Genomic DNA, 20,251 nt, shown 5'->3' with positions numbered 1-20,251 from the left:
AAAGCCACTTTCGCAACCACGCGTGTACCGCTGAGCGCCGCCCGCCGCCAACGAAGGCCCGAGCACGTCGCGAAAGCCACTTTCGGGACGTCAGATGTCCCGAAAGTGGCTTTCGCGACATGCCACTCACGAGCCCGAAGCGGTCAGTAACGCCCAGCCGTCAACTCGTCGTACCCCGGGAAGTCCCCCGCCAGCGTCGCACCCGTGAAGTTCCCGACCCACCCGCCGTCGTCGTGGAAGAACCGGATGGACACGTAGTCGGGCCGCGTCCCCATGTCGAACCAGTGCGTGGTGTTCGCCGGCACGCTCAGCAGATCCCCCGCCTCGCACAGCACCGCGTACACCTTGCCTCCGACGTGCAGGTAGAACACACCGGCTCCCCGCGCGAAGAAGCGGTCTTCGTCGTCGTCGTGGGTGTGCTCGGCGAGGAACTTCTGCCGGGCTTCGGCGGCCTCGTCCGACCAGCCGGGCTCGTCCGACGGGGTCATGCGCACGGCGTCCACGAACGTGTAGCCCTCGGCCGCCGAGACCTTGGCGATCGGCTCCTCGTAGGCCGCCAGCACCTGCTCGGGCGTCACTTCGCGCGGCAGATCCGGGACGAGGTCCCACCGTTCGAAGCGGACGCCGAGCCGCCCCAGTTCCCCGGTGATCACGGCCGGATCCTCGGTCCTGAGCGCGATCTCGCCGGGCCGGTCGTCCGGCCACACGGTCAGCAGGGTCATCGCACTCCCCTTTCTCCACCGACAAGTCTTGTCTCTACCCGGAACCGGAGCAACCACTCCAAACATTCCAGGCGATGGCGCGCGTGGCGCAGGTCATCGCCCCAGACGTAGATCCCGTGCCGCGCGACGATCACCGCCGGCGTGTCGGCCCGGAACCCCGCCTCGAACGCGTCACCGAGGACACGCATGTCCTGGCCGTTGGCGATCACCGGGATGGTCACCAGGTCGTCGTGCGCGGCGCGGCCGAAACCCTTGAGCATCTCCAGGTCCCGCAGTTCGACGCCGTCCGGCCAGTGCTCGGCGGCGACCACCGGCGCGAGGGCGTGCACGTGGATCACCGCTCCCGCACCCGACACCGCCGCGATCCGGGCGTGCAGCCCGGCCTCGGCCGACGGCACCTTCTCCGGATGCGGCTGGTCGGCGACGGCCAGCCCGTCCTCGCCGACCACCACGACGTCGTCGCTGGTCAGCTCGCCTTTGTCCCGGCCGCTGACGGTGACGGCGACCCGCAGCGGATCGCGCCCGAGCACCACCGAGAGGTTGCCGGACGTCCCCCGCATCCAGCCCAGCCCGGCGAACCGGGCGGACTCCTCGGCCAGCGCACGTCCGGCGAGCTCCAGAAGACTCATCGAGGGACGACCTTCACCTCGTCGAACGTCCGGATCGTCCGGTGCGTCCCGAAATCGGCGTCGCCGAACGGTTCACCCTCGCGGGCGAGGCCGACGGTCTGCCAGCCGTCGGCGGCGGCCCCGTCGAGTTCGGCGGGGACGTCGGAGAAGAACACGATGTCACCCGGCTCGGCGTCCAGGGCGGAGGCGATCGCGCGGTACGACGGCGCCTCGCGCTTCGGCCCGGCGTTGACGGTGTCGAAATGCTTCTCGAACAGGCCGGTGACGTCGCCGTCGGTGGTCCGCGAGAACGACGCGATCTGCCCGGCGACCGAACCGGAGGAGAACACCGCGAGCCGCAGCCCGGACTCGTGCCACGACCGCAGCGCCGGGGCGACGTCGCCGAAGAACTCGGTCGTCAGGTCGCCCTCGGCGTACCCGCGCTGCCAGATGAGCCCCTGCAACGTCTTCAGCGGCGCGATCTTCCGATCCGCGTCCATCCAGCCGTGCAGCACCCGCACGACGTCCACTGTGGACGCGTCCGCCGGGAGCCCGCCGAGTTCCTTGATCTCGGCGACAGCGCGGGCGACTTCGGGGTCCTCCGGGTGGTCGTCGATCCACGGGCCCAGCCGCGGGCGCGCGTAGTCGTAGAGGGTCACGTGCACGTAGCTGGTGGCGGTCAGCGTGCCCTCGATGTCGAGGACAACCCATCGGGCGGTCAGCGTTGCGGTCACTGGTTCGCTTCCCCTTCTGCGTAGTACTCGCGGAGCCGTCCGGGCTCGAAGGCCCCGCGGTCGGTCACCACCGCGGTCACGAACCGCGGTGGTGTCACGTCGAAGGCCGGATAGTGCCCACGGACGCGTTCGCTGGCGACGCGGTGGCCGAGCGCGCTCAGCACCTCGTCGCCGTCGCGGTATTCGATCGGCACGTCGGCGCCGGTCGGTGCCGCCTGATCGGGTGCTTGGACCATCGCGTAGAACGGCACGCCGAAAGCCTCCGCCGCCACCGCGAGCCCCAGGGTGCCGATCTTGTTGACGACGTGGCCGTCCAAGGTGACCCGGTCGGCCGCGGTCACCAGCGCGCCGACCTCACCCGAGGACAGCACCGCGGCGCCCATCCCGTCGGTGATCAGCCGGGTCTCGGCGCCCATCTCGGCGAGCGTCTCGGCGGTCAGCCGCGCGCCCTGCAGGTACGGCCGGGTTTCCGTGCACAGGAAGGAGAACTCCTTGCCCTGCCGCCGCGCGGCGAGCACGAATTCGACCAGGTACAGATCCGCCCAGCAATGCGTCAGCACGGTCGCCCCGGCCGGCACCAGCGTGGCCGCGTGCTCACCGAGCGCCCGGCTGCGCGACCGATACAGCTCGTCACCCGCCCGTGCCCCGGCCGTCGCGGCTTCGACGAGGTCGCCCGCCGATTTGTCCACTTCGGACAGTACGGCGGCCACGGCCTTCCGCAGATGGTTGTTGGTCTTGCGGGTCGCGACGATCCGCTCCCCCGCCCGCTCCAGGTACGCACGGGCGTCGGCGAGACCGGACGCCTCGCGGGCGGCGAGCACCATCGCGCCCAACGCGGCGAAATACGGCCCGGAAGACTGCGTGACCATCTCTTCGATGGCCACCGCGACCTCTTCCGAAGTCCGGCAGAGCACCCATTCCCGTTCGAACGGGAACACCCGGCGGTCGAGGATGTGCACGCCTTCGTCGTCGATGCGGACGCTTTCGGCGAGGATCGGCAGCGTCATCAGCTGTACCCCGAAAGGCACGGCGGGATCCCGTTGAGGAAGTGGTCGCCGACCTCGCGTGCCTTGTACGTCACGGGGTCGTGCAGGGTCAGCGTGCGGGCGTTGCGCCAGAAGCGGTCGAAGCCGTACTTGGTCGCCGTCGCCCGCGCGCCGGTGAACTCGAAGACCTTGCTCGTGGTTTCGACCGCGACCCGGCTCGCGACGATCTTCGCCGACGAGATCGCGATGGCCGCTTCGGCGCGCTCGGCCGGGGTCAGCTCGAACCCGCGCTCGTCGGCCTCGCCGAGGGCGGAAACCGCGGCGTCGACGGCGAATCCGGCCGCCCTCGCCGTCGCGACCAGCTCACCGTATCCGGCCAGCGTGTACGGATCCTGCGTCGCTTTGTCCACATCGGACAGTGTCCAGGGCCGCGCGGACTCCCGCGTGTAGACGGCCGCCGCGTCGAGCGCGCCGAACGCGAGGCCGACGTACACCTGCGCGAGCATGAGCTGGAAACCGATCGCGGCCAAGGAGATGCGGGGCACCTTCGGATCCGACTGGTCCTCCGGCTGGGCACCGAGCACGTCGTCCTCGTCGACGCGGACGGCCTCGAACCGCACCGCGCCGCTCGCGGTGAGCCGCTGGCCGATGTTGTCCCACTCACCGGGGAAGGTGATCCCGTCGGCCCGCGCGTCGACGACGAAGGTCAGCTTCTCGCCGTTGTCGGTCCTCGTCGCGCTGACCACCAGGCGATCCGCGACGGCCGCGCCGGTGGCGAAGGTCTTGGTGCCCTCGACGGTGAACCCGCCGTCGACCGGGGTCAGGAGCAGGGCGGCGTCGAGCGGATTGCTCACGCCCGCCCAGAACCACCCCGGTTCGCTCGCCGCGCGCGGCCCGAACAGGCCGGTGCGCCACAGCTGCAGGTAGTGGTAGCCGAGCAGATGGCCGACCGACGCGTCCGCGGCGGAGACGATCCGGGTGGCCTCGTTCGCGGCCGCCCAGCCGGCGGTGTCGAGCAGGGGCAGGAGCCCGGACTCGCGCAACAGGCCGACTTCGTGCACCGGGAGGTCTCCGGCGAGGTCCCGCTCGGCCGCGTCCGCCGCCAGGGTGCTCGCCAGCTCGTGGGCCGCCTTACGCCACACTTCGGTCATTCCGCCCCTTCCACGTCGATGAGAGCGTCGAGGGCGACACGAGTCGCCCTCGCCACCCCCTCGGCCACGACGTCGCGATGCGGGTCGTAGGCCGACGGGTCGGGGTGCTCGGGCCGCGCGTCACCGTCGATCACGAGCACACCACCGGCCCGCAGGCCGCGCAATGCCGCGAACACCAGCAACGTGGAGAGTTCCATCTCAATGGCGATCACCCGCGCGGCCAGGTACTCGGCCATCGGGAGGGTGAGCACCAGCGGGCTGAACGCGGCCCGCGTCCACACCACGCCGCGGTGCGCCTCCGGTGCCACGCGGCTCAGCGCCACGACGATCTCCGGGGTGGCGAACGCCGGGTACTCCGGGTGGATCAGCTGCTGGGTGACGCCGTCGTCGCGGACGGCGGCCTCGGCGATGACGAGATCACCGTCGACGATCCCCTCGGCCAGCGAACCGGCGGTGCCGAGCCGCAGGAAGGTGCGGACGCCCGCCTCGGCCAGCTCACCGAACTGGCACAACGCGCCAGGGCCGCCGACACCGTGCGACGACACGACGACCGGGACGCCCTTCCACGTGCCGGTGTAGCTGCGATATTCGCGGTTCTGGCCGACCAGGACGGCGTTCTCCAGCGATCCGGCCACCGCGGTCGCGCGGTCCGGGTCACCCACGACGAGCGCACGCGGCGGCAGTCCGTGCCGGGGGATCTTGGTGATGGGCAGGACGTCGCTCACGCGGGCTGTCCCTTCTTGCGTTTCAGGTTGGACAGGAACAGCGCCACGAGCGTGACGACATAGGGAGCGGCGTCGGTGGCCTGCTGCGGCAACCCGATTCCCTGGAGCCGGAACCCGAACGCCTCGGCGAGGCCGAACAGGAGTGCCGCGAGCAGCACGCCGAGCGGATGCGCGCGGCCCAGCATGACCGCGACGACGGCGATCCAGCCGCGGCCCGCGGTCATGTTCTCGGCGAAGAGCGTCACCGAGCCCAGTGCCAGCTGCGCGCCGCCGAGACCACACAGCGCTCCCCCGGCGAGGATCACCCCGTAGCGGTACTTGGTCACGTTGACGCCGAGACTGGACGCGGCCTCCGGACGCTCCCCGACACCGCGCAGCCGCAGCCCCCACGGATGCCGGTACAGCAGCACCGCGAGCGCGGGTACGGCCAGCCAGGACAGGTAGACCAGCAACGATTGCCCGGGGATCGGCCCGAACTGGCCCAGCCCTCGCAACGACGGATCGCTGAACGAGCCTTCGGTGCCGAAGACGGTGCGGATCAGGAAGCTCGTCAGGCCGACCGCGAGCAGGTTGCTCGCGACGCCCAGGACGATCGGATCACCGTCGAAGGTGATCGAACCGATCGCGAGGATCAGCGAGTACGCCGTCGCCGCGATCACCGCCACGACGACGCCGATCCACGCGCTCCCGGTGTACCAGCTCCCGGCGACGGCGCCGAAGCAGCCGACCAGCAGGGATCCTTCGAGCGAGATGTTGAAGACCCCGGCCCGCTGGCACAGCGCCCCCGCGAGCGCGGCGAACAGGATCGGCGTCAACGCGGTGAGCGCCGAGGAGAACAGGCTCGCGTCGATCATGCCCGCCTCGCCTTCCGCTTGAAGACGCCCGAAGTCGCCGCCAGGAAGATGATGAGCACCGCTTGCAGGACGGCGGTCAGTTCGCGCGGGACCTGGGTGGCGCGTTCCATCGCGAACCCGCCGCTGGTCAGCGCCGCGAAGAAGACCGCCGCGAGCAGCGTCCCGAGCGGGCTGGCCCCGGCGAGCAGCGCCGCGAGCAGGCCGATCCAGGTGTACTGCGGCGTGATCAGCGCGCCGTCGATGAACCGGTACGGGAAACCGAGGACGGCGATCGCGCCGACCAGCCCGGCCGTCCCGCCCGAGGTGGCCAGCAGCCGCAAGGTGAGTTTCGGCCGGCCGATCCCGGCATAGGCGGCGAACCGCGGCGCCCAGCCGGTCACCTTCGTCTCGAAACCGGCGGGAGTGCGGGCATCGATCACCGTGTAGACCGCGATGACCGCCACCACCAGGAAGATCCCGGTCGTCACGCCGTCGATCTCGGGCAGCCGCGCGCCTTCGGTCAGCTGCGGGCTCTGCGGCAGGCTGGATCCGGCGTCCTTCATCGGGAAACGCACCAGATACCCGGCGAGCGACATCGCCGGATAGCTCAGCAACAGCGTGCTGATCAGCAACGGGACGCCGAGCCGGTTCTCGCAGACCGCGGCCAGCGCGGCGTACGCGGCTCCGGCGAGGACGCCCGCGAGCAGCGCGAGGATCACCTTGACCGGCCCGGGGCCGGGGACGTACAGGCCGACGGCGAGCGCGCTGACCGCGCCGAGCACGAGCTGTCCCTCACCGCCGAGGTTCACCATGCCCGCGCGCAGCGGGATCGCCAGCGCGGTCGCCATCCCCGCGACGGGGACGGCGTAGGCGAGGGTGTCGCCGATACCGTCGGGTCCGAACGCGCCGGAGACGATCGCGCCGTACGCGGCCAGCGGGTCGGTTCCGGTGGCGAGCAACAGGATCGCGCCGAGCACGAGCGCGGCGGCGACCGGGACGGCGACGAGGCGGACGCGGGTCATCCGGCACCTCCGGCCATCGCGAGGCCGATCGTGTGCTGATCGGCCTCGTCCTTGGTGAACTCGGCGACGATCCGGCCTTCGAACAGCACCAGCACCCGATCCGACAACGCGAGGATCTCGCTGAGCTCGGCGGAGATCAGCAGGACGCCGTGCCCGGCGTCGCGATGGGCGACGAGCCGGGCGTGGATGTTCTCGATCGCGCCGACGTCGACCCCGCGCGTGGGCTGCTCTACCAGCAGGAACGGTGCGTCGTGGGTGAGTTCACGGCCGAAGATCGCCTTCTGCTGGTTGCCGCCGGACAGCGTGCCCATCGCGGCGGCAGGGCCGGACGCGCGGACGTCGTAGTCCTCGATGATCGCCGACGCGTGCGCGTCGATCGCCTTGCGACGCAGGAATCCCTTGCGCGCCAACGGTCGCTTGCGGTGGAAGCCGACAGCCAGGTTCTCCCGGAGGCTCGCCGTGGGCGCCGAGCCGACCTCGGCGCGGTCTTCCGGGACGTGGGCGAGCCCGGCGTCCCTTCGTGCGCGGACCGGCAGGCCGTCCAGCTTTTGTCCTTTGAGGACAATGGTGCCGCCGGTCTTCAGGAGACCGGTGATGGCGCCGGAGAGCTCGGCCTGTCCGTTACCCGCGACCCCGGCGACACCGACGATCTCCCCGGCGCACACGGTCAGGGACACGTTGTCCAGCAACGGTTTTCCTTCCGTACCGGGAACTGTCAGGGAACGGGCTTCGAGGACGATGTCGCCGGGTGTGCCTGCCGGGTGGACGCGGTCGAGGTCGACCTCGCGTCCGGTCATCGCCGCGGCGAGCCCGGCGGCCGTCTGGTCGGCGGTGCGCCCGCGCGCGCTGACGCGGCCGTCCCGCAGCACCGTGACGTGGTCGCTGACGGCGAGGACCTCCTGGAGTTTGTGCGACACCAGCAGGATGGTGCGGCCTTCGGCGGCGAGGGCACGCAGCACGCCGAACAGCCGCTCGGTCTCGGGCGGAGTCAGCACCGCGGTGGGTTCGTCGAGGATCAGGACGCCGGCCTCGCGGTACAGCAGCTTGAGGATCTCGACGCGCTGGCGAAGCCCGACCGGCAGGTCGCGGACCCGGTCACCCGGTCGCAGCCGCAGTTCGTGCCGTTCGATCAGTTCGGTGACGCGGGCCGTCGCCGCCTTGCGGTCCAGCAGGCCGCGGCGGGTCGGTTCGCTGCCGAACACGACGTTCTCGGTGACGGTGAGTTCGCCGAACAACGCGAACCCCTGCTGCACCATGCCGACGCCGGCGTCGATGGCTTGCGCGGGCGAGCCGAAGGAGACTTCCTCGCCGTGCAGGCAGATCGTGCCCTCGTCGGGCCGGTGCAGACCGTAGAGCACGGACATGAGCGTCGATTTGCCCGCGCCGTTCTCGCCCATCAGGGCGTGGATCTCGCCCCTGCCGACGTCGAGGTCCACGTGGTCGTTCGCGAGCACTCCGGGGAACCGCTTGACGATCCCCCGGAGTGAGACGGCGTCAGGATTTGGCGGGGTCATCGACGACGATCGCGCCCGAGATGATCTGGTCCCGCAGTTCGCCGACCTTGGCCAGCACGTCGGGGTGGCTCGCGACGACACATTGCGACGTCGCGGCGTCGGGCTCCAGCCCGGTCAGGGAGATGCCCTTCTCCTTGAGGCCGTAGGACTTCGTCTCGCCGGTCTTGCCGCCGAGGATCGCGTCGACCCCGTCGCCGACGACGACGTTGGTGCGCTTGATGACGTTGTCCACGACCTGTCCAGGACTGGCCGGGCACTGGTTGGCGTCGACGCCGAACGCGAAGAACCCGCCCTGTTTGGCCGCCTCGAACACGCCGAGGTTGCCCGCCGCGGAGGCCGCGCCCATGACGTGGTCGACGCCCTGGCCGGCGAGCGTGCCGGCCAGCGCCTTCGCGCGGGCCGGGTCGTTGAACGGGTTCGCGCCGCCGATGAACAGCGGGGCCAGCGTGGTGCCGGGTTTGGCCTTCTCGGCGCCCTGCCCGAACGGGATCGAGTACCGGCGGAACTGGGGCGCGTCGAGCACGACGACCGCGCCGACCTTGCCGCTCTTGCTCAGCAGCCCGGCCTCGGCCCCGGCGAGGTAGCTGCCCTCGTGCTCGCGGAACACCGCGCAGGTGACGTTCGGGAACGGCTTCGTCGTGCAGGAGTCCACGAAGAGGAACTTCTGCTCGGGGTTGCGTTCGGCCTCGGCCGCGATCGCGTCGGCGAAGTTGAAACCGACGGCGACGATCACGGCGGGCTTCTCGCGCACCGCGGCCGCGAGGTTCTGCTGGATCGACGCCGGATCGGTGCTCTGGTACACCTTCTGCGTCCCGTTGTGCTTCTTGGCCGAGTCCTCGATGCCCTGGACGGCGAGCTTGAGGAAGTCGTTGACGCCGACCGGGCTCGGCGTGATCAGGACCAGCGCGGGACCGGCGGCGTTCTGGGCGGCCGGGTCCTTGGCCGAGGCGTTGCACGCGGCGAGGAGCGTGACGGCGGAAACGGCCATGACGGCCCGCAGGAGGGTTCTCGGCGACATGTCCCGGACTTTATGTCTCCGGTCCACGATATGACACCGAGTCCCACCATGCGGGACCGTGTAGGTCGTTATACATCTCCAGGGTCGGCGCCGAGGACCGACGCATGCCTCGGCCGGTGAAGACCGGCGGTGCGGCGCAGGGTGAACCGGTCGATCTCGGCGCCGTCGTTGCGCAGTGTCCGCACGGTCAGCGTCGTCCGGCGGCCGGGCCAGGCGGGCTCGACGTCGATCGCGAGGAACGAGTAGCCGGTGTAGCGCACCCGCGACCAGGACACGGTCTCGGTCACCTTCTCACCGCCCTCGACCCAGTGGTACGACTGGAACTCCCCCGCGAACGTGTCGGGCACCGGGAAGCTGTAGAGACTCTTTCCGCCGCCACCACAAGTCGCGTACACGGTGCCGTCGCGGTCCGGCTCGACCGTGTCGCCGATCTTCACCTCGCGGGTCACCTTGCCGCCGCGCAGGGCGTCGGTGCGCTCGTAGATGTGGTTGTGGCCGTTGATCACGAGGTCGACGCGGTACTCGTCGAACAACGGGACCCACTGCTCGCGGACGCCGCCCTCGGAGGCGTGCTGATTGGTCGTCGAGTAGGCACAGTGATGGAAGAACACCACGATGAAGTCGACGTCCGGCTGCGACCGCAGATACCGCAGGCGGCGCTTGAGCCACGCCGTCTGGGAGCCGTGCGAATAGCCGAGGTTGGCGGGGATCTCGTAGGAGACGTCGTTGGCGTCGAGCGAGATCACCCCGACGTTGCCGTAGATGAACGAGTACACGCTCGGGCAGTCGTGCGGACCGCTGCCGGGGAAGTCCCAGCGTTTGACCTGGCCGCCGTAGCCGTCGGGCGAGTAGAGGGCCTCCATGTCGTGATTGCCGGTGGTGACCATCCACGGCACGGACGCGGCGACACCCTCGATCTGCCGGTAGTAGGCGTCCCAGACCTTGGGGTCGAAGAGGTCGTGGTCGGCGTCGGGCTTATTACCGGGCGGCTTGCCCGCTCCGCTCGGGTCGGCGTACGCGATGTCGCCCGCCAGCAGATGGAAACGCGGGTTCTGCCGTGCGACCGCACCGTCCTGCGCGAGCGCCGTCGTCGAAACGCCCTGGTCACCGAACGCGGTGAAGGTGAACTTGCCCGCCGGAACCCCCCGGGCGGGCGCGGTGGTGAACGTCGAGATCGCGGCGGGCCCGCCGTCGCCCGACGCCGGGTCGAAACCCTCGTGACCGACGGCGTACCGGTAGGTGTGACCGGGCCACAGGTGATCGGCCTCGGCGTGCAGGTAGAACTGGTCGTACGGCGCGATGACCCCGGCGACCTCCGAATGCAGCGCACGGACCTCGGCCGGGATGCGGTGACTCCAGCCGCCGTGGCCGTCGGCGATGCGCAGGAACGGCTTCCGCACCGGCGCCGGCACCTGCCACGCGACCCGCATCGACGTCCGCGGATTCCGGCCGAACGCGAGATGCCGCCCCGCCGGGACGACCTTGTCGCCGTCGGCGTACGCGGTGCCCTGCAAGAGAAGCGGCCCGGCGGCGAGGACGGCGCCCTTGAGGATCGTGCGGCGGCTCAGGTACTCGTGTTGCTCGGCCATCGTGAGGTGCGAGGCCAGCGCGTCGGGAACACCGACCCTGGGGATTTCCATACGCGGGATGGTCGCCGACGGATGTGTTCGGCTCACGACGACGAGACGAACGGGAGTGGTCGAACTGTCCATCATGGACTCAAGGCTTCCCCAAGCGCCCTTTACCTTCCCGCCTCCCGCCGCATTTAGCCGACTAATTGCTTGCGCATTTAGTCGAATAAATGCGTTCCTTGCGCGGCCTTCACGAGTGCCGATGCCACGAGCGTTGCGGCCCCGCCAGCAGCCGCGCGCTTAATCGACCAAATACAGTCCATCTTCTTTGCGTGATCTCCCGACACGGCGGCATCACCCTTCAGTGTTGTTCGCACGTTTCGCTTGTCGCTTAAAATTACGAACACCTGTTCGATTTTGTCGGGTATTATGGAGGCGTGTCCGAGACCTTCCTTCCCGAGTTGCCGCAAGAACTGTGGCGTGCCGGCAAGCTGGAGCTTGCCCATGGCGTGCAGCAGTCGTTGCAGGTGATCAGGATGGCCACCGCGGGTTTGGGGCGGTTTCTGGCGGAGGTCGAGTCTCGGGGCGCCAAGGATTTGTTCGGGCATGGGACTACGGCGAGTTGGTTCGCGGAGATGGCCGGTTTGTCGCGCGCTGAGGCTGGTGTGGTGGTGAAGCGGGCGATCGCTTTGAACCCGACACGGAACCTGGATGGCACCGAAGCACCGGCCGTGGCACCCGCGACGGCCGCGGTCGCGGCCGAGGGGTTGGTCGGGGACGAGCGGATCGATCAGATTCTGGAGATCTTGAAGAGGCTTCCTGCCGATACCTCGGTTGAGGATCGGGCGGTCGCGGAGGAGATCCTCGCCGAGTTGGCCCCGACCGCCGGTCCGCAGCAGCTCGCCAAGGCTGAGGCGAACCTGCTGGGGTGGCTGGATCCCGACGGCAGCGAACCCAAGGACCCCGAACCTAAGGAACCGCGCCGGGAGATCACGCTGGAGCGACGCGGGGACGGGTTCTGGAAACTGACCGGTCTGCTGGACGACGAGACCGGTGCCCGCACCGCCGCCGCCCTGGAGGCCTACGCCCAGCCACGGCCAGTGGACGAGTTCGGCCAGGCCGATCTGCGAATGAAGTGCGAACGCCTGGGAGACGCCTGGGCCGAACTCCTCGACCTCGCGATCGCCTGCCCGGACCAGCCCGGAACCAGCGGCTACCGCACGTTGGTGCACGTCACCATCGGACTCGATGAGCTCAAATCCGGTCTCGGCACCGCCTGCCTCGACTTTGTCGGGTCGATGACGGCGAGGGAAGCGCGGTTGGCGGCCTGCGACTGTCTGATGTTGCCGGTCGTGATGAGCGCCGCCGGAGAACCCCTCGACGTGGGACGGCTACGACGCTTCGTCACCCCAGGGCAAAGGCGCGCGTTGAACATCCGCGACGGTGGTTGCGCCTTCCCTGGCTGCCATCGGAAACCCAAGAATTGCCACGCTCATCATATTCAGCACTGGGCAGACGGCGGGCCGACGGATCTCCGGAATCTGGTGCTGCTGTGCGGCTTCCACCACCGGCTGATCCACCACGGCGACTGGGAAGTCCGCATGGCCGCCGACGGATTACCGGAGTTCATCCCGCCCCAGTACCGAGATCCGCTCCGACAACCCCGCCGCAACACCCTGCACCACCGCTGAACCCGAGGAGCCTGTCGGCCACACCGGCGACGGGCCCTTCGGCATGCCCGCAGGACGCCACCGTCGTTGACGAAGGATTCGGGACACCCAACGTCCCAAATCCTTCATCAATAACCAAGACAGGCATCGTGGACGCGCGAGCGAACCAGCTCTGCGGAACCCGACCACCCATCACCGAAAACCTCATGACCGGACCGCTCACGCACGACCGTGTGGGTCCCGAAACCCACAGAGGCCCGTCGCGATGGACCAGTCACGACCGAAAGAGCCGGGACACTCAACGTCCCTCGATCAAGACCAACAGTCGCCAACGCCCCGGACCGTCCTACACGCCCCGGCCGATCAGGCCAGGCAACTGGACCTGACTGCCGGACGGCAGCCTGCTCCAGATCTCGCGCACCAGAGAGGCGCCTCACCCGAACGCGGAACTAACGCTCGCCTCGGACCGTCCGCCGCAGCTTCGGCACCCGCTCGTACAACGTCCGCTCCGCCCCACGCTGCGTCGGCTCGTAGTAGTCCCGTCCCACCAGCTCGTCCGGCGGATACTGCTGCGCCAGAACACCTTCCGGCACCTTTTGCGGATGCCGGTAGCCCTTCGCGTTGCCGAGTTTCTCGGCCCCCGCGTAATGCCCGTCCCGCAGATGCGGCGGCACCGTCCCGATCCGCCCGGACCGGACGTCGCTGAGCGCGGCGTCGATACCGGTGATGATGGCGTTCGACTTCGGCGCCGTCGCCAGGTGCACGGTCGCCTGCGCCAGCGCGAGACGGCCTTCCGGCATGCCGATGAACTGCACCGCGTGCGCCGCCGCGATGGCCGACTGCAACGCCGTCGGGTCGGCCATGCCGATGTCCTCGCTCGCGTGCACGACCAGACGCCGGGCCAGGAACCGCGGATCCTCCCCCGCCTCGATCATCCGCGCCAGGTAGTGCAGCGCGGCGTCCACATCGGACCCTCGGATCGACTTGATGAACGCGCTGATGACGTCGTAGTGCTGATCGCCGTCGCGGTCGTAGCGCACCGCTGCCTTGTCCACTGTGGACTCGACGATGGCGAGGTCGATCGTCTTGGCCTCGGTCGCGCTCGCCGCGTCCGCGGCCGCTTCCAGCGCGGTGAGCGCGCGCCGCGCGTCACCGGAGGCCAGCCGCACCAGATGTTCCCGCGCGTCTTCGGTCAGCGTGAGTTCGCCGCCGAGACCCCGTTCGTCGGCCATCGCGCGCTCGATCAGCGCGACGATGTCGGCGTCGGTCAGCGGCCGCAACTGCAGCACCAGCGACCGCGACAGCAGCGGCGAGACGACGGAGAACGACGGGTTCTCGGTGGTGGCCGCCACCAGCAGCACCGTCCGGTCCTCGACGGCGCCGAGCAGGGCGTCCTGCTGGGTCTTGGAGAACCGGTGTACCTCGTCGATGAAGAGCACCGTGTTCTCGGCGTTGTAGTTCCGGCGGCGGCGGGCCTCCTCGATGACCCCGCGCACCTCTTTCACCCCGGCCGACAGCGCGGACATCGCCACGAAGCGGCGGCCGGTCGCGGCCGAGACGAGGTTCGCCAGCGTGGTCTTGCCCGTGCCCGGCGGGCCGTAGAGCAGCACGGAAGCCGGAGCCGCGCCTTCGACGAGCCGGCGCAGCGGCGCGCCCTCACGCAGCAGGTGCTGCTGCCCGACGACCTCGTCGAGCGACCGCGGCCTCATCCGCACCGCCAGCGGCGAGCCCGCCGGGACGGCGACGTCCCTCGGCTCGGCCGGCTCCGGCGGCGGCCCGAGGTCGGGGTTCACGGTGAAGAGTTCGTCCTGTGCCACGGTGTCGACGGTAGCCGCACCCACCGACGGTTCCGGCCACAGGTCAGCGCAGCCGCTCCCGGAACGCGTGCCACATGATCACGGCCGCGTACGGCACGAACTCGCGGCCGCGCCGCCACACCCACGGGATGCCCTTGAGCACCAGCCAGCCGACGTGCCCGGCGGTACTCGGCTCCACGCCTCCCGAGCAGGTCAGGCTGACCGGCCGCGGCACCGCGAACCCGGCCTCGGCCAGCCGTTCGGTGAATCCGGTCGCCAGCATCCGGTGACCGAGTTCCGACGGGTGCAGCCGGTCGACGCTCCACGCGGTGAGGTCGTAGGCGCCGGGCAGCAGTTCGAGGTCGAGACACGGCACGCCTTCGCGTTGGACGACCTCGTCGATGGCGGCGTTCAGTTCGGCCACCCGCTGGCTCAACGCCCGCCGCAGCGACTGCGGAAGGCGGAACACCTTGCCGTGGTCGTGGTACCGCACCGGGACCACGGTGGTGCCGACGGCGGCCAGGGCGTGGATCACCTCGGTGAGGTCCGCGGCGATCTTCTCGGCGCTGAAATCGGGGCGCAGCGTGTCGTTCATGCCCGCCACCACCAGCGCGACGTCCGGCCGGTGCGCGACGGCCGCGGGGAGCTGCTTCGTCAGTACACAGCCCATACGCGCGCCGGTGAACGACGGGTTCAGGTAGCCGTCCGGCTCGACACCCAGCGCCTCGGCGACGAGCGGGCCGACCCCGCGCCAGCCGCCTCGGTCCGGCAGCGGGTCGCCAAGGCCCACGGCCGTGGAATCGCCGAGCACGACCAGTCTGCGCGCCGACCGCGGTACGGCGGGCGCGGGAGGAAGGAGAGGTTCGGGACTCGGAGTGACTTCGACACTGATCACGGTCACGGTAGCCACCATCGGCCACGCAGACTCACCCGTGGTGATGCCTGGGTAACGCGGTGAGGACGGTCGAGCGAAAAGTCCGTGCGGCGGTTACCGGAACGCCGGATAGAAGGCGAGATCCGCGTGCGGCCCCAGCCTCGCGCCGAGTGCGGCCGCGACCCTGGTGGCGTGCTCGGAGATATGGGTCAGGCGGGCGCGCAGCGAATGTTTGGCCAGCTCCCGCCACCAGGTCACCAGCGCGGCCTCCCGGCTGATCGGCGTGGCGTGCCGGTCCAGGTCCAGCTCCGGGAGGATCTCCCACGTGATGACCCACAGCAGGAGCAACTGACCGTCCATCAGGTGCTCGGCCAGCGCGTCCTCGTCCGCGAGCGCGGGCCAGACTGAGACGACCTCGGCCCGCCAGGCCGCGATCATCGCCTCGCTCATCCCCGGCGGCAGCGCCAGCGCGTCCTCGCTCGACGCGAACGGGAGCCGCAGATACGCAGCGTCCATCAGGGTGCTGCGCACCCGGCCGCGTTCGAAGTCGAGGAACCGCACTCCCCCGCTGGTCACGAGGTTGTTGTCCGGGCTGAGATCCACGGGGCTGAACGCGCGGTACGACGGCGAACCCGCCCGCTCGGCGACCTCCATGACCCGCCGCTGCACCGGCTCCGGCGTCTCGACGTCGAGCAGTTCCTCCAGCAGCCCCGGCAACTGGGCACAGACCGCGGGCAGCGGCGCGTCCTCGTTCTTGACCGGGCCGCCGAGACGGCGCAGCAGCGCGTTGAAATCGGGCTCGCGGCTCGCCGTGCTCGCGTGCAGCCTGCCCAGCGACCTGGCCCAGGACAGCAGCGCGCGTTCGGCTCCGCGTGCGTCCCGCGCGTGGAGCTTGTCGTGCAGCGTCGGGACGCCGCCGAGGTCCTCGATCACCAGGACCCGGTCCCGGCCGTCGTGGGCCAGCAGCTCCGGGCACATGCGGTCTTCCGGCGCGAGCGCGGTGAACAGCTGGTAACTGACCGCCTCCTGCGCGAACGGGTCGGGCCGTCCCGGTTCGGGCGGATCGGGGTAGTGCTTGATGACCAGGGTGCGCGGCAGCGCGAACGGCGACGACGCCACCCGCGCCCGCACGACCGTCGCCGGGCCGCTGCCGGCGAGGTCTTCGGGGGCGACGAGGGTGATCGCGCTGCCGAATCGGCGCGAGAGGACCGACTCGCCGGCGGCGACCGCGGCCGCGATGGCGAGGGTTTCGGCTCCAGCTCCGACGGTCGAATCGTCGGCAGAGGAGGTATCGACTGTCATTGCCACCGACCCTACTCGTGACTGAGCAACCATGACCACTGAGATCCGGGCAATCGCGCGCACTGGCGCGATCTGGGACTCATCCGCGTGAAAGCGGACGTTCCGTCACCCTCGATCGTTGCCCACGACGGCGCAATGTCAGCACAATGGCCGCAGCTGCAACGATTCCGATGAGATTGACCAGCAGCTGACCGGCCGAATAAAGGCACCGTTCCCACTGACCGGCAACCGCCGCGACCACCGCGTAACCCGCCGCGGGAACCGTCGTCACCGAGATGAACACGCCGACGAGCGCGGCGGATTTGGCCGAAGTCATGGAAAGCATCCCGGCCGCCCCGGCGAGCAGCGCGACGATCAGCGAAGCGATTCCCACCTGGTAAACGAAATCGACCTCGTGGTTGTCGGCGAGCTTGCTGACCTCCAGCACGCCGGTGGCGTTACCCACCAGGACCACACCGAGAGTGATCACCATCGCGATCGGGAAGCCGCCGAGCAGTGCGACGGCGCCCTGCTTCACGAGATCTCGCCGGCGCAGCACCAGACCGACCGCGATGGCCGCCAGCGGGCCGAATTCCGGCCCCACGACCATCGCGCCGACGATGGTGACCGCCGAGTTCGTGATGACGCCGACCGCCGCCAGCAGGCACGCGATGGTCAGGAACGCCTGAAATGTCCAGGTGAGGCGCGACTCCTCGCCGGTGCGGCCGACGAGTTCCTGCCACACCACCGCGTCCGCGGCCTCGCCCGGCGCGGCCTCCTCCGCCTTGTCGGCGGCGTCGGACACCGCGGTGTCCAGCGCTTCCAGCGTGATCCCGCCGGTGTGGTCGAGGTCGAGACCGCACAGCGACTCGACGATGTCGTCGGTCGCCTCGCGCGCGATGTCCGCCTCGATCAGGTCGCCTTCGGGCGCGACCGCCACCCCGCGGTGCACCACGAGGTGCGCCGTCCCGGCGTGTGCCCGCAGGATCCGGATCGCTTCTTCGGTCCGGTCCGGCGGGCACACGGCCCTGAGATGGAGCATCAGTTCTGGGCGGGCGGGGCGGGCTTGGCGTCGATGCCCGCCTCCTTGCGCTGCTCCGCGGTGATCGGCGCGGGAGCCGCGGTCAGCGGGTCGAACCCGCCGCCGGTCTTCGGGAATGCGATGACGTCACGCAGTGACTCGGCCTTGGCCAGCAGCATGACGATGCGGTCCCAGCCGAACGCGATCCCGCCGTGCGGCGGCGGGCCGAAGGCGAAGGCGTCGAGCAGGAAGCCGAACTTCTCCTGCGCCTCGTCCTCGGACAGGCCCATCAGCTCGAAGACCTGCTTCTGCAGCTCCTGCTGGTGGATACGGATCGAGCCGCCGCCGATCTCGTTGCCGTTGCAGACGATGTCGTAGGCGTAGGCCAGCGCGTTGCCGGGGTCGTCGGCGAGTTTGCCGATCCACTCCGGGGTCGGCGAGGTGAAGGCGTGGTGCAGGGCCTTCCACTTGCCGCCGCCGACCGCGACGTCGTCGGACTCCTCGGCCGAGATGAACATCGGGAAGTCGACGACCCAGACGAACGACCAGGCGTTCTCGTCGATCAGGCCGAGACGGCTGCCGATCTCCAGCCGGGTGGCGCCCAGGAGCGCACGCGCGTCGGCCGGCTTGCCCGCGGCGAAGAAGATGCAGTCGCCGGGCTTGGCGCCGGCGGCTTCGGCGACCGTCTCGCGCTCCTTCTCCGACAGGTTCTTCGCGACCGGCCCGCCGAGCGTGCCGTCCTCGTTGACGAGGATGTACGCGAGGCCGCGGTGGCCGCGCTGCTTGGCGAAGTCCTGCCAGGCGTCGAGGGTGCGGCGCGGCTGGTCGGCACCGCCCGCCATCACGACGGCGCCGACGTACGGCGCCTGGAACACGCGGAACGGGGTGTCGGCGAAGAACGCCGTCATGTCGGTCAGTTCGAGGTCGAAGCGCAGGTCGGGCTTGTCCGAACCGTACTTCTCCATCGCCTCGGCGTAGGTGATGCGGCGGAACGGCCGGGGGATCTCGGCGCCGATCAGCTTCCACAGCGCCGTCACGATGTCCTCGCCGAGCGCGATGACGTCGTCCTGCTCGACGAAGCTCATCTCGATGTCGAGCTGGGTGAACTCCGGCTGCCGGTCGGCGCGGAAGTCCTCGTCCCGGTAGCAGCGCGCGATCTGGTAGTACCGCTCCAGGCCGCCGACCATGAGCAGCTGCTTGAACAGCTGCGGCGACTGCGGGAGCGCGTACCAGGAGCCGGGCTTGAGCCGGGCGGGGACCACGAAGTCGCGGGCACCCTCGGGGGTGGAGCGGGTCATGGTCGGGGTCTCGACCTCGACGAACTCCTGCGCGTGCAGTACCTCGCGGGCCGCGCGGTTCACCTCGCTGCGCAGGCGCATCGCGGCCGCGGGGCCGCTGCGGCGCAGGTCGAGGTAGCGGTGCTTGAGCCGCACCTCCTCGCCGACGTCGACCCGGTCGTCGATCGGGAACGGCAGCACGGCGGCCTCGGACAGCACCTCGAGCTCGGTGGCCAGCACCTCGATCTCGCCGGTGGGGATCTCGGTGTTGGCGTTGCCTTCCGGCCGCGTCGAGACCTCGCCGACGATGCGGACGCAGTATTCGGAGCGCAGCTGGTGGGCGCGCTCGGCCATCTCGCCCTCGCGGAAGACGACCTGGCTCACGCCGCTGGCGTCGCGCAGATCGATGAAGATGACGCCGCCGTGATCGCGCCGCCGGGCCACCCATCCGGTGAGGGTGACCGTCTGACCGGCGTGCTCGGCACGCAAGGTGCCGGCTTTGTGGGTGCGAAGCACTGCGGGTGCTCTCCTTCGGCATCACGATTCTGCGATTCGACGGTTTTTCGCCGACGTCAAAGGCTAACGAATCGCCCCGGATGCCTCGCGACCAGGTGTTCTCAGAGCCTGTCGGCGGAGCCGGGGTCTTGTCCGAGACGTGGCCATAGGCGTGAACCCGCCCGGCCGAAGGCCCCGCTATCGCGGTGGCAGGGCGCCTTCGCGACCACGAAAGACCAAACCGCGCCCTGCCGACGTCGATCGCGGCCGCGGGTTCACCCCAGGACACTCAAATCGTCGGCCAGGCCTCCAGCGCCGCGACCATCCGCCGGGTGTGCGCCAGGTAATCCGGCACGGACAGGACCCGGCCGTCGATGTTCTCCAGCAGCCAGCCCGAGGCCGCCTCCCGCGACGCGAAGAACTGCGTGCAGACCAGCGCCTCGACGTAGTCCTGGCCGAGGGCGAGGTCGATCCCGGACAACCGCGACGCGGCGACCACGGCCTGCGGCGGGTCGACGCTCAAGACCCGTTCCCGGGTGAAATGGACCCGGACGTGGGCCCCGGTCGCCGGGCAGACCGCGTCCGCGTGCACGGGTTCGCCGGTGGCGACGGCCAGGAGGAACAGGTCGACGCGGTACCCGTCGGCGCTCGCGCGGTCGGCCGGGCGGGCCCCGCGGTCCATCACGACCAGCCCGTCGCGGATGGCGAAACCCATCAGGTCCATCAGCCGGTGGGCTTCGGCGGGGTCCATGCCGACGGTGGCGGCGAGTCTTCCGATGGCGATGGGGTGTCTGCCCGCTCTGGTCAGCTTGGTCGCGGCCCAGGCGATGCGGACAGCGGCGGTGCGATCCGTACGGGTGGTCAACAGGCACCTCCTCGCCTTCGTCCCGTTGAGATTAAGCACGAAAAGGTTTTCCGCCAAGTCACTGCGCCGAACGGCCGAATGCGTTGTG

At 70.0% G+C, this 20,251-nt stretch carries 18 protein-coding genes; 1 reads left to right on the top strand and 17 read right to left on the bottom strand.

Annotation, left to right across the window (positions count from 1 at the left end; all coding sequences use genetic code 11):
• Positions 1 to 143 precede the first annotated feature (143 nt).
• The 11 genes from ACZ1DY_RS16040 to ACZ1DY_RS15990 form a co-directional block, all read right to left on the bottom strand.
• Entirely contained in the window at positions 144 to 722 is a 579-nt protein-coding gene (locus ACZ1DY_RS16040) for a 1,2-dihydroxy-3-keto-5-methylthiopentene dioxygenase (protein WP_465484818.1), read from the bottom strand.
• On the bottom strand, positions 719 to 1,351 hold the full coding sequence (gene mtnB / locus ACZ1DY_RS16035; RefSeq protein ID WP_126731667.1) for a methylthioribulose 1-phosphate dehydratase: 633 nt from the start codon (positions 1,349 to 1,351) through the stop codon (positions 719 to 721). The genes ACZ1DY_RS16040 and mtnB overlap by 4 nt, the downstream gene beginning before the upstream one ends.
• On the bottom strand, positions 1,348 to 2,064 hold the full coding sequence (gene mtnC, locus ACZ1DY_RS16030; protein WP_465484817.1) for an acireductone synthase: 717 nt from the start codon (positions 2,062 to 2,064) through the stop codon (positions 1,348 to 1,350). The genes mtnB and mtnC overlap by 4 nt, the downstream gene beginning before the upstream one ends.
• Positions 2,061 to 3,071, bottom strand: coding sequence for a s-methyl-5-thioribose-1-phosphate isomerase (locus ACZ1DY_RS16025; RefSeq protein ID WP_465485669.1), 1,011 nt, complete (start codon positions 3,069 to 3,071; stop codon positions 2,061 to 2,063). The genes mtnC and ACZ1DY_RS16025 overlap by 4 nt, the downstream gene beginning before the upstream one ends.
• Positions 3,071 to 4,201, bottom strand: a complete 1,131-nt coding sequence (locus tag ACZ1DY_RS16020) for an acyl-CoA dehydrogenase family protein (RefSeq protein WP_465484816.1) — start codon at positions 4,199 to 4,201, stop codon at positions 3,071 to 3,073. The genes ACZ1DY_RS16025 and ACZ1DY_RS16020 overlap by 1 nt, the downstream gene beginning before the upstream one ends.
• Positions 4,198 to 4,926, bottom strand: a complete 729-nt coding sequence (locus tag ACZ1DY_RS16015) for a nucleoside phosphorylase (RefSeq protein ID WP_465484815.1) — start codon at positions 4,924 to 4,926, stop codon at positions 4,198 to 4,200. Before ACZ1DY_RS16015 ends, ACZ1DY_RS16020 begins: the two co-directional genes overlap by 4 nt.
• Positions 4,923 to 5,780 (bottom strand): ABC transporter permease, encoded by an 858-nt coding sequence (locus tag ACZ1DY_RS16010; RefSeq protein WP_465484814.1) that lies wholly within the window; start codon positions 5,778 to 5,780, stop codon positions 4,923 to 4,925. Before ACZ1DY_RS16010 ends, ACZ1DY_RS16015 begins: the two co-directional genes overlap by 4 nt.
• Entirely contained in the window at positions 5,777 to 6,781 is a 1,005-nt protein-coding gene (locus tag ACZ1DY_RS16005; RefSeq protein ID WP_465484813.1) for an ABC transporter permease, read from the bottom strand. Before ACZ1DY_RS16005 ends, ACZ1DY_RS16010 begins: the two co-directional genes overlap by 4 nt.
• Positions 6,778 to 8,295, bottom strand: coding sequence for an ABC transporter ATP-binding protein (locus tag ACZ1DY_RS16000; RefSeq protein WP_465484812.1), 1,518 nt, complete (start codon positions 8,293 to 8,295; stop codon positions 6,778 to 6,780). The genes ACZ1DY_RS16005 and ACZ1DY_RS16000 overlap by 4 nt, the downstream gene beginning before the upstream one ends.
• Positions 8,276 to 9,313, bottom strand: coding sequence for a BMP family ABC transporter substrate-binding protein (locus ACZ1DY_RS15995; protein WP_257487779.1), 1,038 nt, complete (start codon positions 9,311 to 9,313; stop codon positions 8,276 to 8,278). Before ACZ1DY_RS15995 ends, ACZ1DY_RS16000 begins: the two co-directional genes overlap by 20 nt.
• Positions 9,314 to 9,381: 68 nt before the next feature.
• Positions 9,382 to 10,953 carry a purple acid phosphatase family protein gene (locus tag ACZ1DY_RS15990; protein ID WP_465484811.1) on the bottom strand — a complete coding sequence of 524 codons (1,572 nt, stop codon included), beginning with the start codon at positions 10,951 to 10,953 and terminating at the stop codon, positions 9,382 to 9,384.
• 368 nt (positions 10,954 to 11,321) lie between these two features.
• Between ACZ1DY_RS15990 and ACZ1DY_RS15985 the strand changes: the two genes are divergently transcribed.
• Positions 11,322 to 12,575: an HNH endonuclease signature motif containing protein gene (locus ACZ1DY_RS15985; RefSeq protein WP_465484810.1), complete on the top strand. Its 1,254-nt coding sequence runs from the start codon at positions 11,322 to 11,324 to the stop codon at positions 12,573 to 12,575.
• Between the two features lie 428 nt (positions 12,576 to 13,003).
• Here the strand turns inward: ACZ1DY_RS15985 and ACZ1DY_RS15980 are convergent, their stop codons facing one another.
• The 6 genes from ACZ1DY_RS15980 to merB all read right to left on the bottom strand — a co-directional run bounded on the left by ACZ1DY_RS15980 (position 13,004) and on the right by merB (position 20,163).
• Entirely contained in the window at positions 13,004 to 14,371 is a 1,368-nt protein-coding gene (locus ACZ1DY_RS15980) for a replication-associated recombination protein A (RefSeq protein WP_257487782.1), read from the bottom strand.
• 43 nt (positions 14,372 to 14,414) lie between these two features.
• On the bottom strand, positions 14,415 to 15,263 hold the full coding sequence (locus tag ACZ1DY_RS15975) for an SGNH/GDSL hydrolase family protein (protein WP_257487783.1): 849 nt from the start codon (positions 15,261 to 15,263) through the stop codon (positions 14,415 to 14,417).
• 75 nt (positions 15,264 to 15,338) lie between these two features.
• Positions 15,339 to 16,526, bottom strand: coding sequence for a phosphotransferase (locus ACZ1DY_RS15970; protein ID WP_126731652.1), 1,188 nt, complete (start codon positions 16,524 to 16,526; stop codon positions 15,339 to 15,341).
• Positions 16,527 to 16,605: 79 nt separating this feature from the next.
• Positions 16,606 to 17,547: a DUF389 domain-containing protein gene (locus ACZ1DY_RS15965; protein WP_257487784.1), complete on the bottom strand. Its 942-nt coding sequence runs from the start codon at positions 17,545 to 17,547 to the stop codon at positions 16,606 to 16,608.
• The gene (aspS, locus tag ACZ1DY_RS15960; protein ID WP_465484809.1) at positions 17,547 to 19,319 is read right to left on the bottom strand and encodes an aspartate--tRNA ligase; all 1,773 of its coding nucleotides are present in this window, start codon (positions 19,317 to 19,319) and stop codon (positions 17,547 to 17,549) included. Before aspS ends, ACZ1DY_RS15965 begins: the two co-directional genes overlap by 1 nt.
• Positions 19,320 to 19,587: 268 nt before the next feature.
• Complete coding sequence (gene merB, locus ACZ1DY_RS15955) at positions 19,588 to 20,163, bottom strand: organomercurial lyase (RefSeq protein ID WP_465484808.1); 576 nt, start codon at positions 20,161 to 20,163, stop codon at positions 19,588 to 19,590.
• Positions 20,164 to 20,251 lie beyond the last annotated feature (88 nt).

It is taken from the genome of Amycolatopsis sp. PSD-21, assembly GCF_055561455.1.
Note: the sequence above shows the minus strand (reverse complement) of the source record. Positions and strands in the feature narration are given on the sequence as shown.

Excerpts from the sequence above, each read along its gene's own strand:
- ACZ1DY_RS16040 (WP_465484818.1), bottom strand. The coding sequence starts at position 722 with ATGACCCTGCTGACCGTGTGGCCGGACGACCGGCCCGGCGAGATCGCG.
- mtnB (WP_126731667.1), bottom strand. The coding sequence starts at position 1,351 with ATGAGTCTTCTGGAGCTCGCCGGACGTGCGCTGGCCGAGGAGTCCGCC.
- ACZ1DY_RS16025 (WP_465485669.1), bottom strand. The coding sequence starts at position 3,071 with ATGACGCTGCCGATCCTCGCCGAAAGCGTCCGCATCGACGACGAAGGC.
- ACZ1DY_RS16020 (WP_465484816.1), bottom strand. The coding sequence starts at position 4,201 with ATGACCGAAGTGTGGCGTAAGGCGGCCCACGAGCTGGCGAGCACCCTG.
- ACZ1DY_RS16010 (WP_465484814.1), bottom strand. The coding sequence starts at position 5,780 with ATGATCGACGCGAGCCTGTTCTCCTCGGCGCTCACCGCGTTGACGCCG.
- ACZ1DY_RS16005 (WP_465484813.1), bottom strand. The coding sequence starts at position 6,781 with ATGACCCGCGTCCGCCTCGTCGCCGTCCCGGTCGCCGCCGCGCTCGTG.
- ACZ1DY_RS16000 (WP_465484812.1), bottom strand. The coding sequence starts at position 8,295 with ATGACCCCGCCAAATCCTGACGCCGTCTCACTCCGGGGGATCGTCAAG.
- ACZ1DY_RS15995 (WP_257487779.1), bottom strand. The coding sequence starts at position 9,313 with ATGTCGCCGAGAACCCTCCTGCGGGCCGTCATGGCCGTTTCCGCCGTC.
- ACZ1DY_RS15990 (WP_465484811.1), bottom strand. The coding sequence starts at position 10,953 with ATGGAAATCCCCAGGGTCGGTGTTCCCGACGCGCTGGCCTCGCACCTC.
- ACZ1DY_RS15975 (WP_257487783.1), bottom strand. The coding sequence starts at position 15,263 with ATGGTGGCTACCGTGACCGTGATCAGTGTCGAAGTCACTCCGAGTCCC.
- ACZ1DY_RS15970 (WP_126731652.1), bottom strand. The coding sequence starts at position 16,526 with ATGACAGTCGATACCTCCTCTGCCGACGATTCGACCGTCGGAGCTGGA.
- ACZ1DY_RS15965 (WP_257487784.1), bottom strand. The coding sequence starts at position 17,547 with ATGCTCCATCTCAGGGCCGTGTGCCCGCCGGACCGGACCGAAGAAGCG.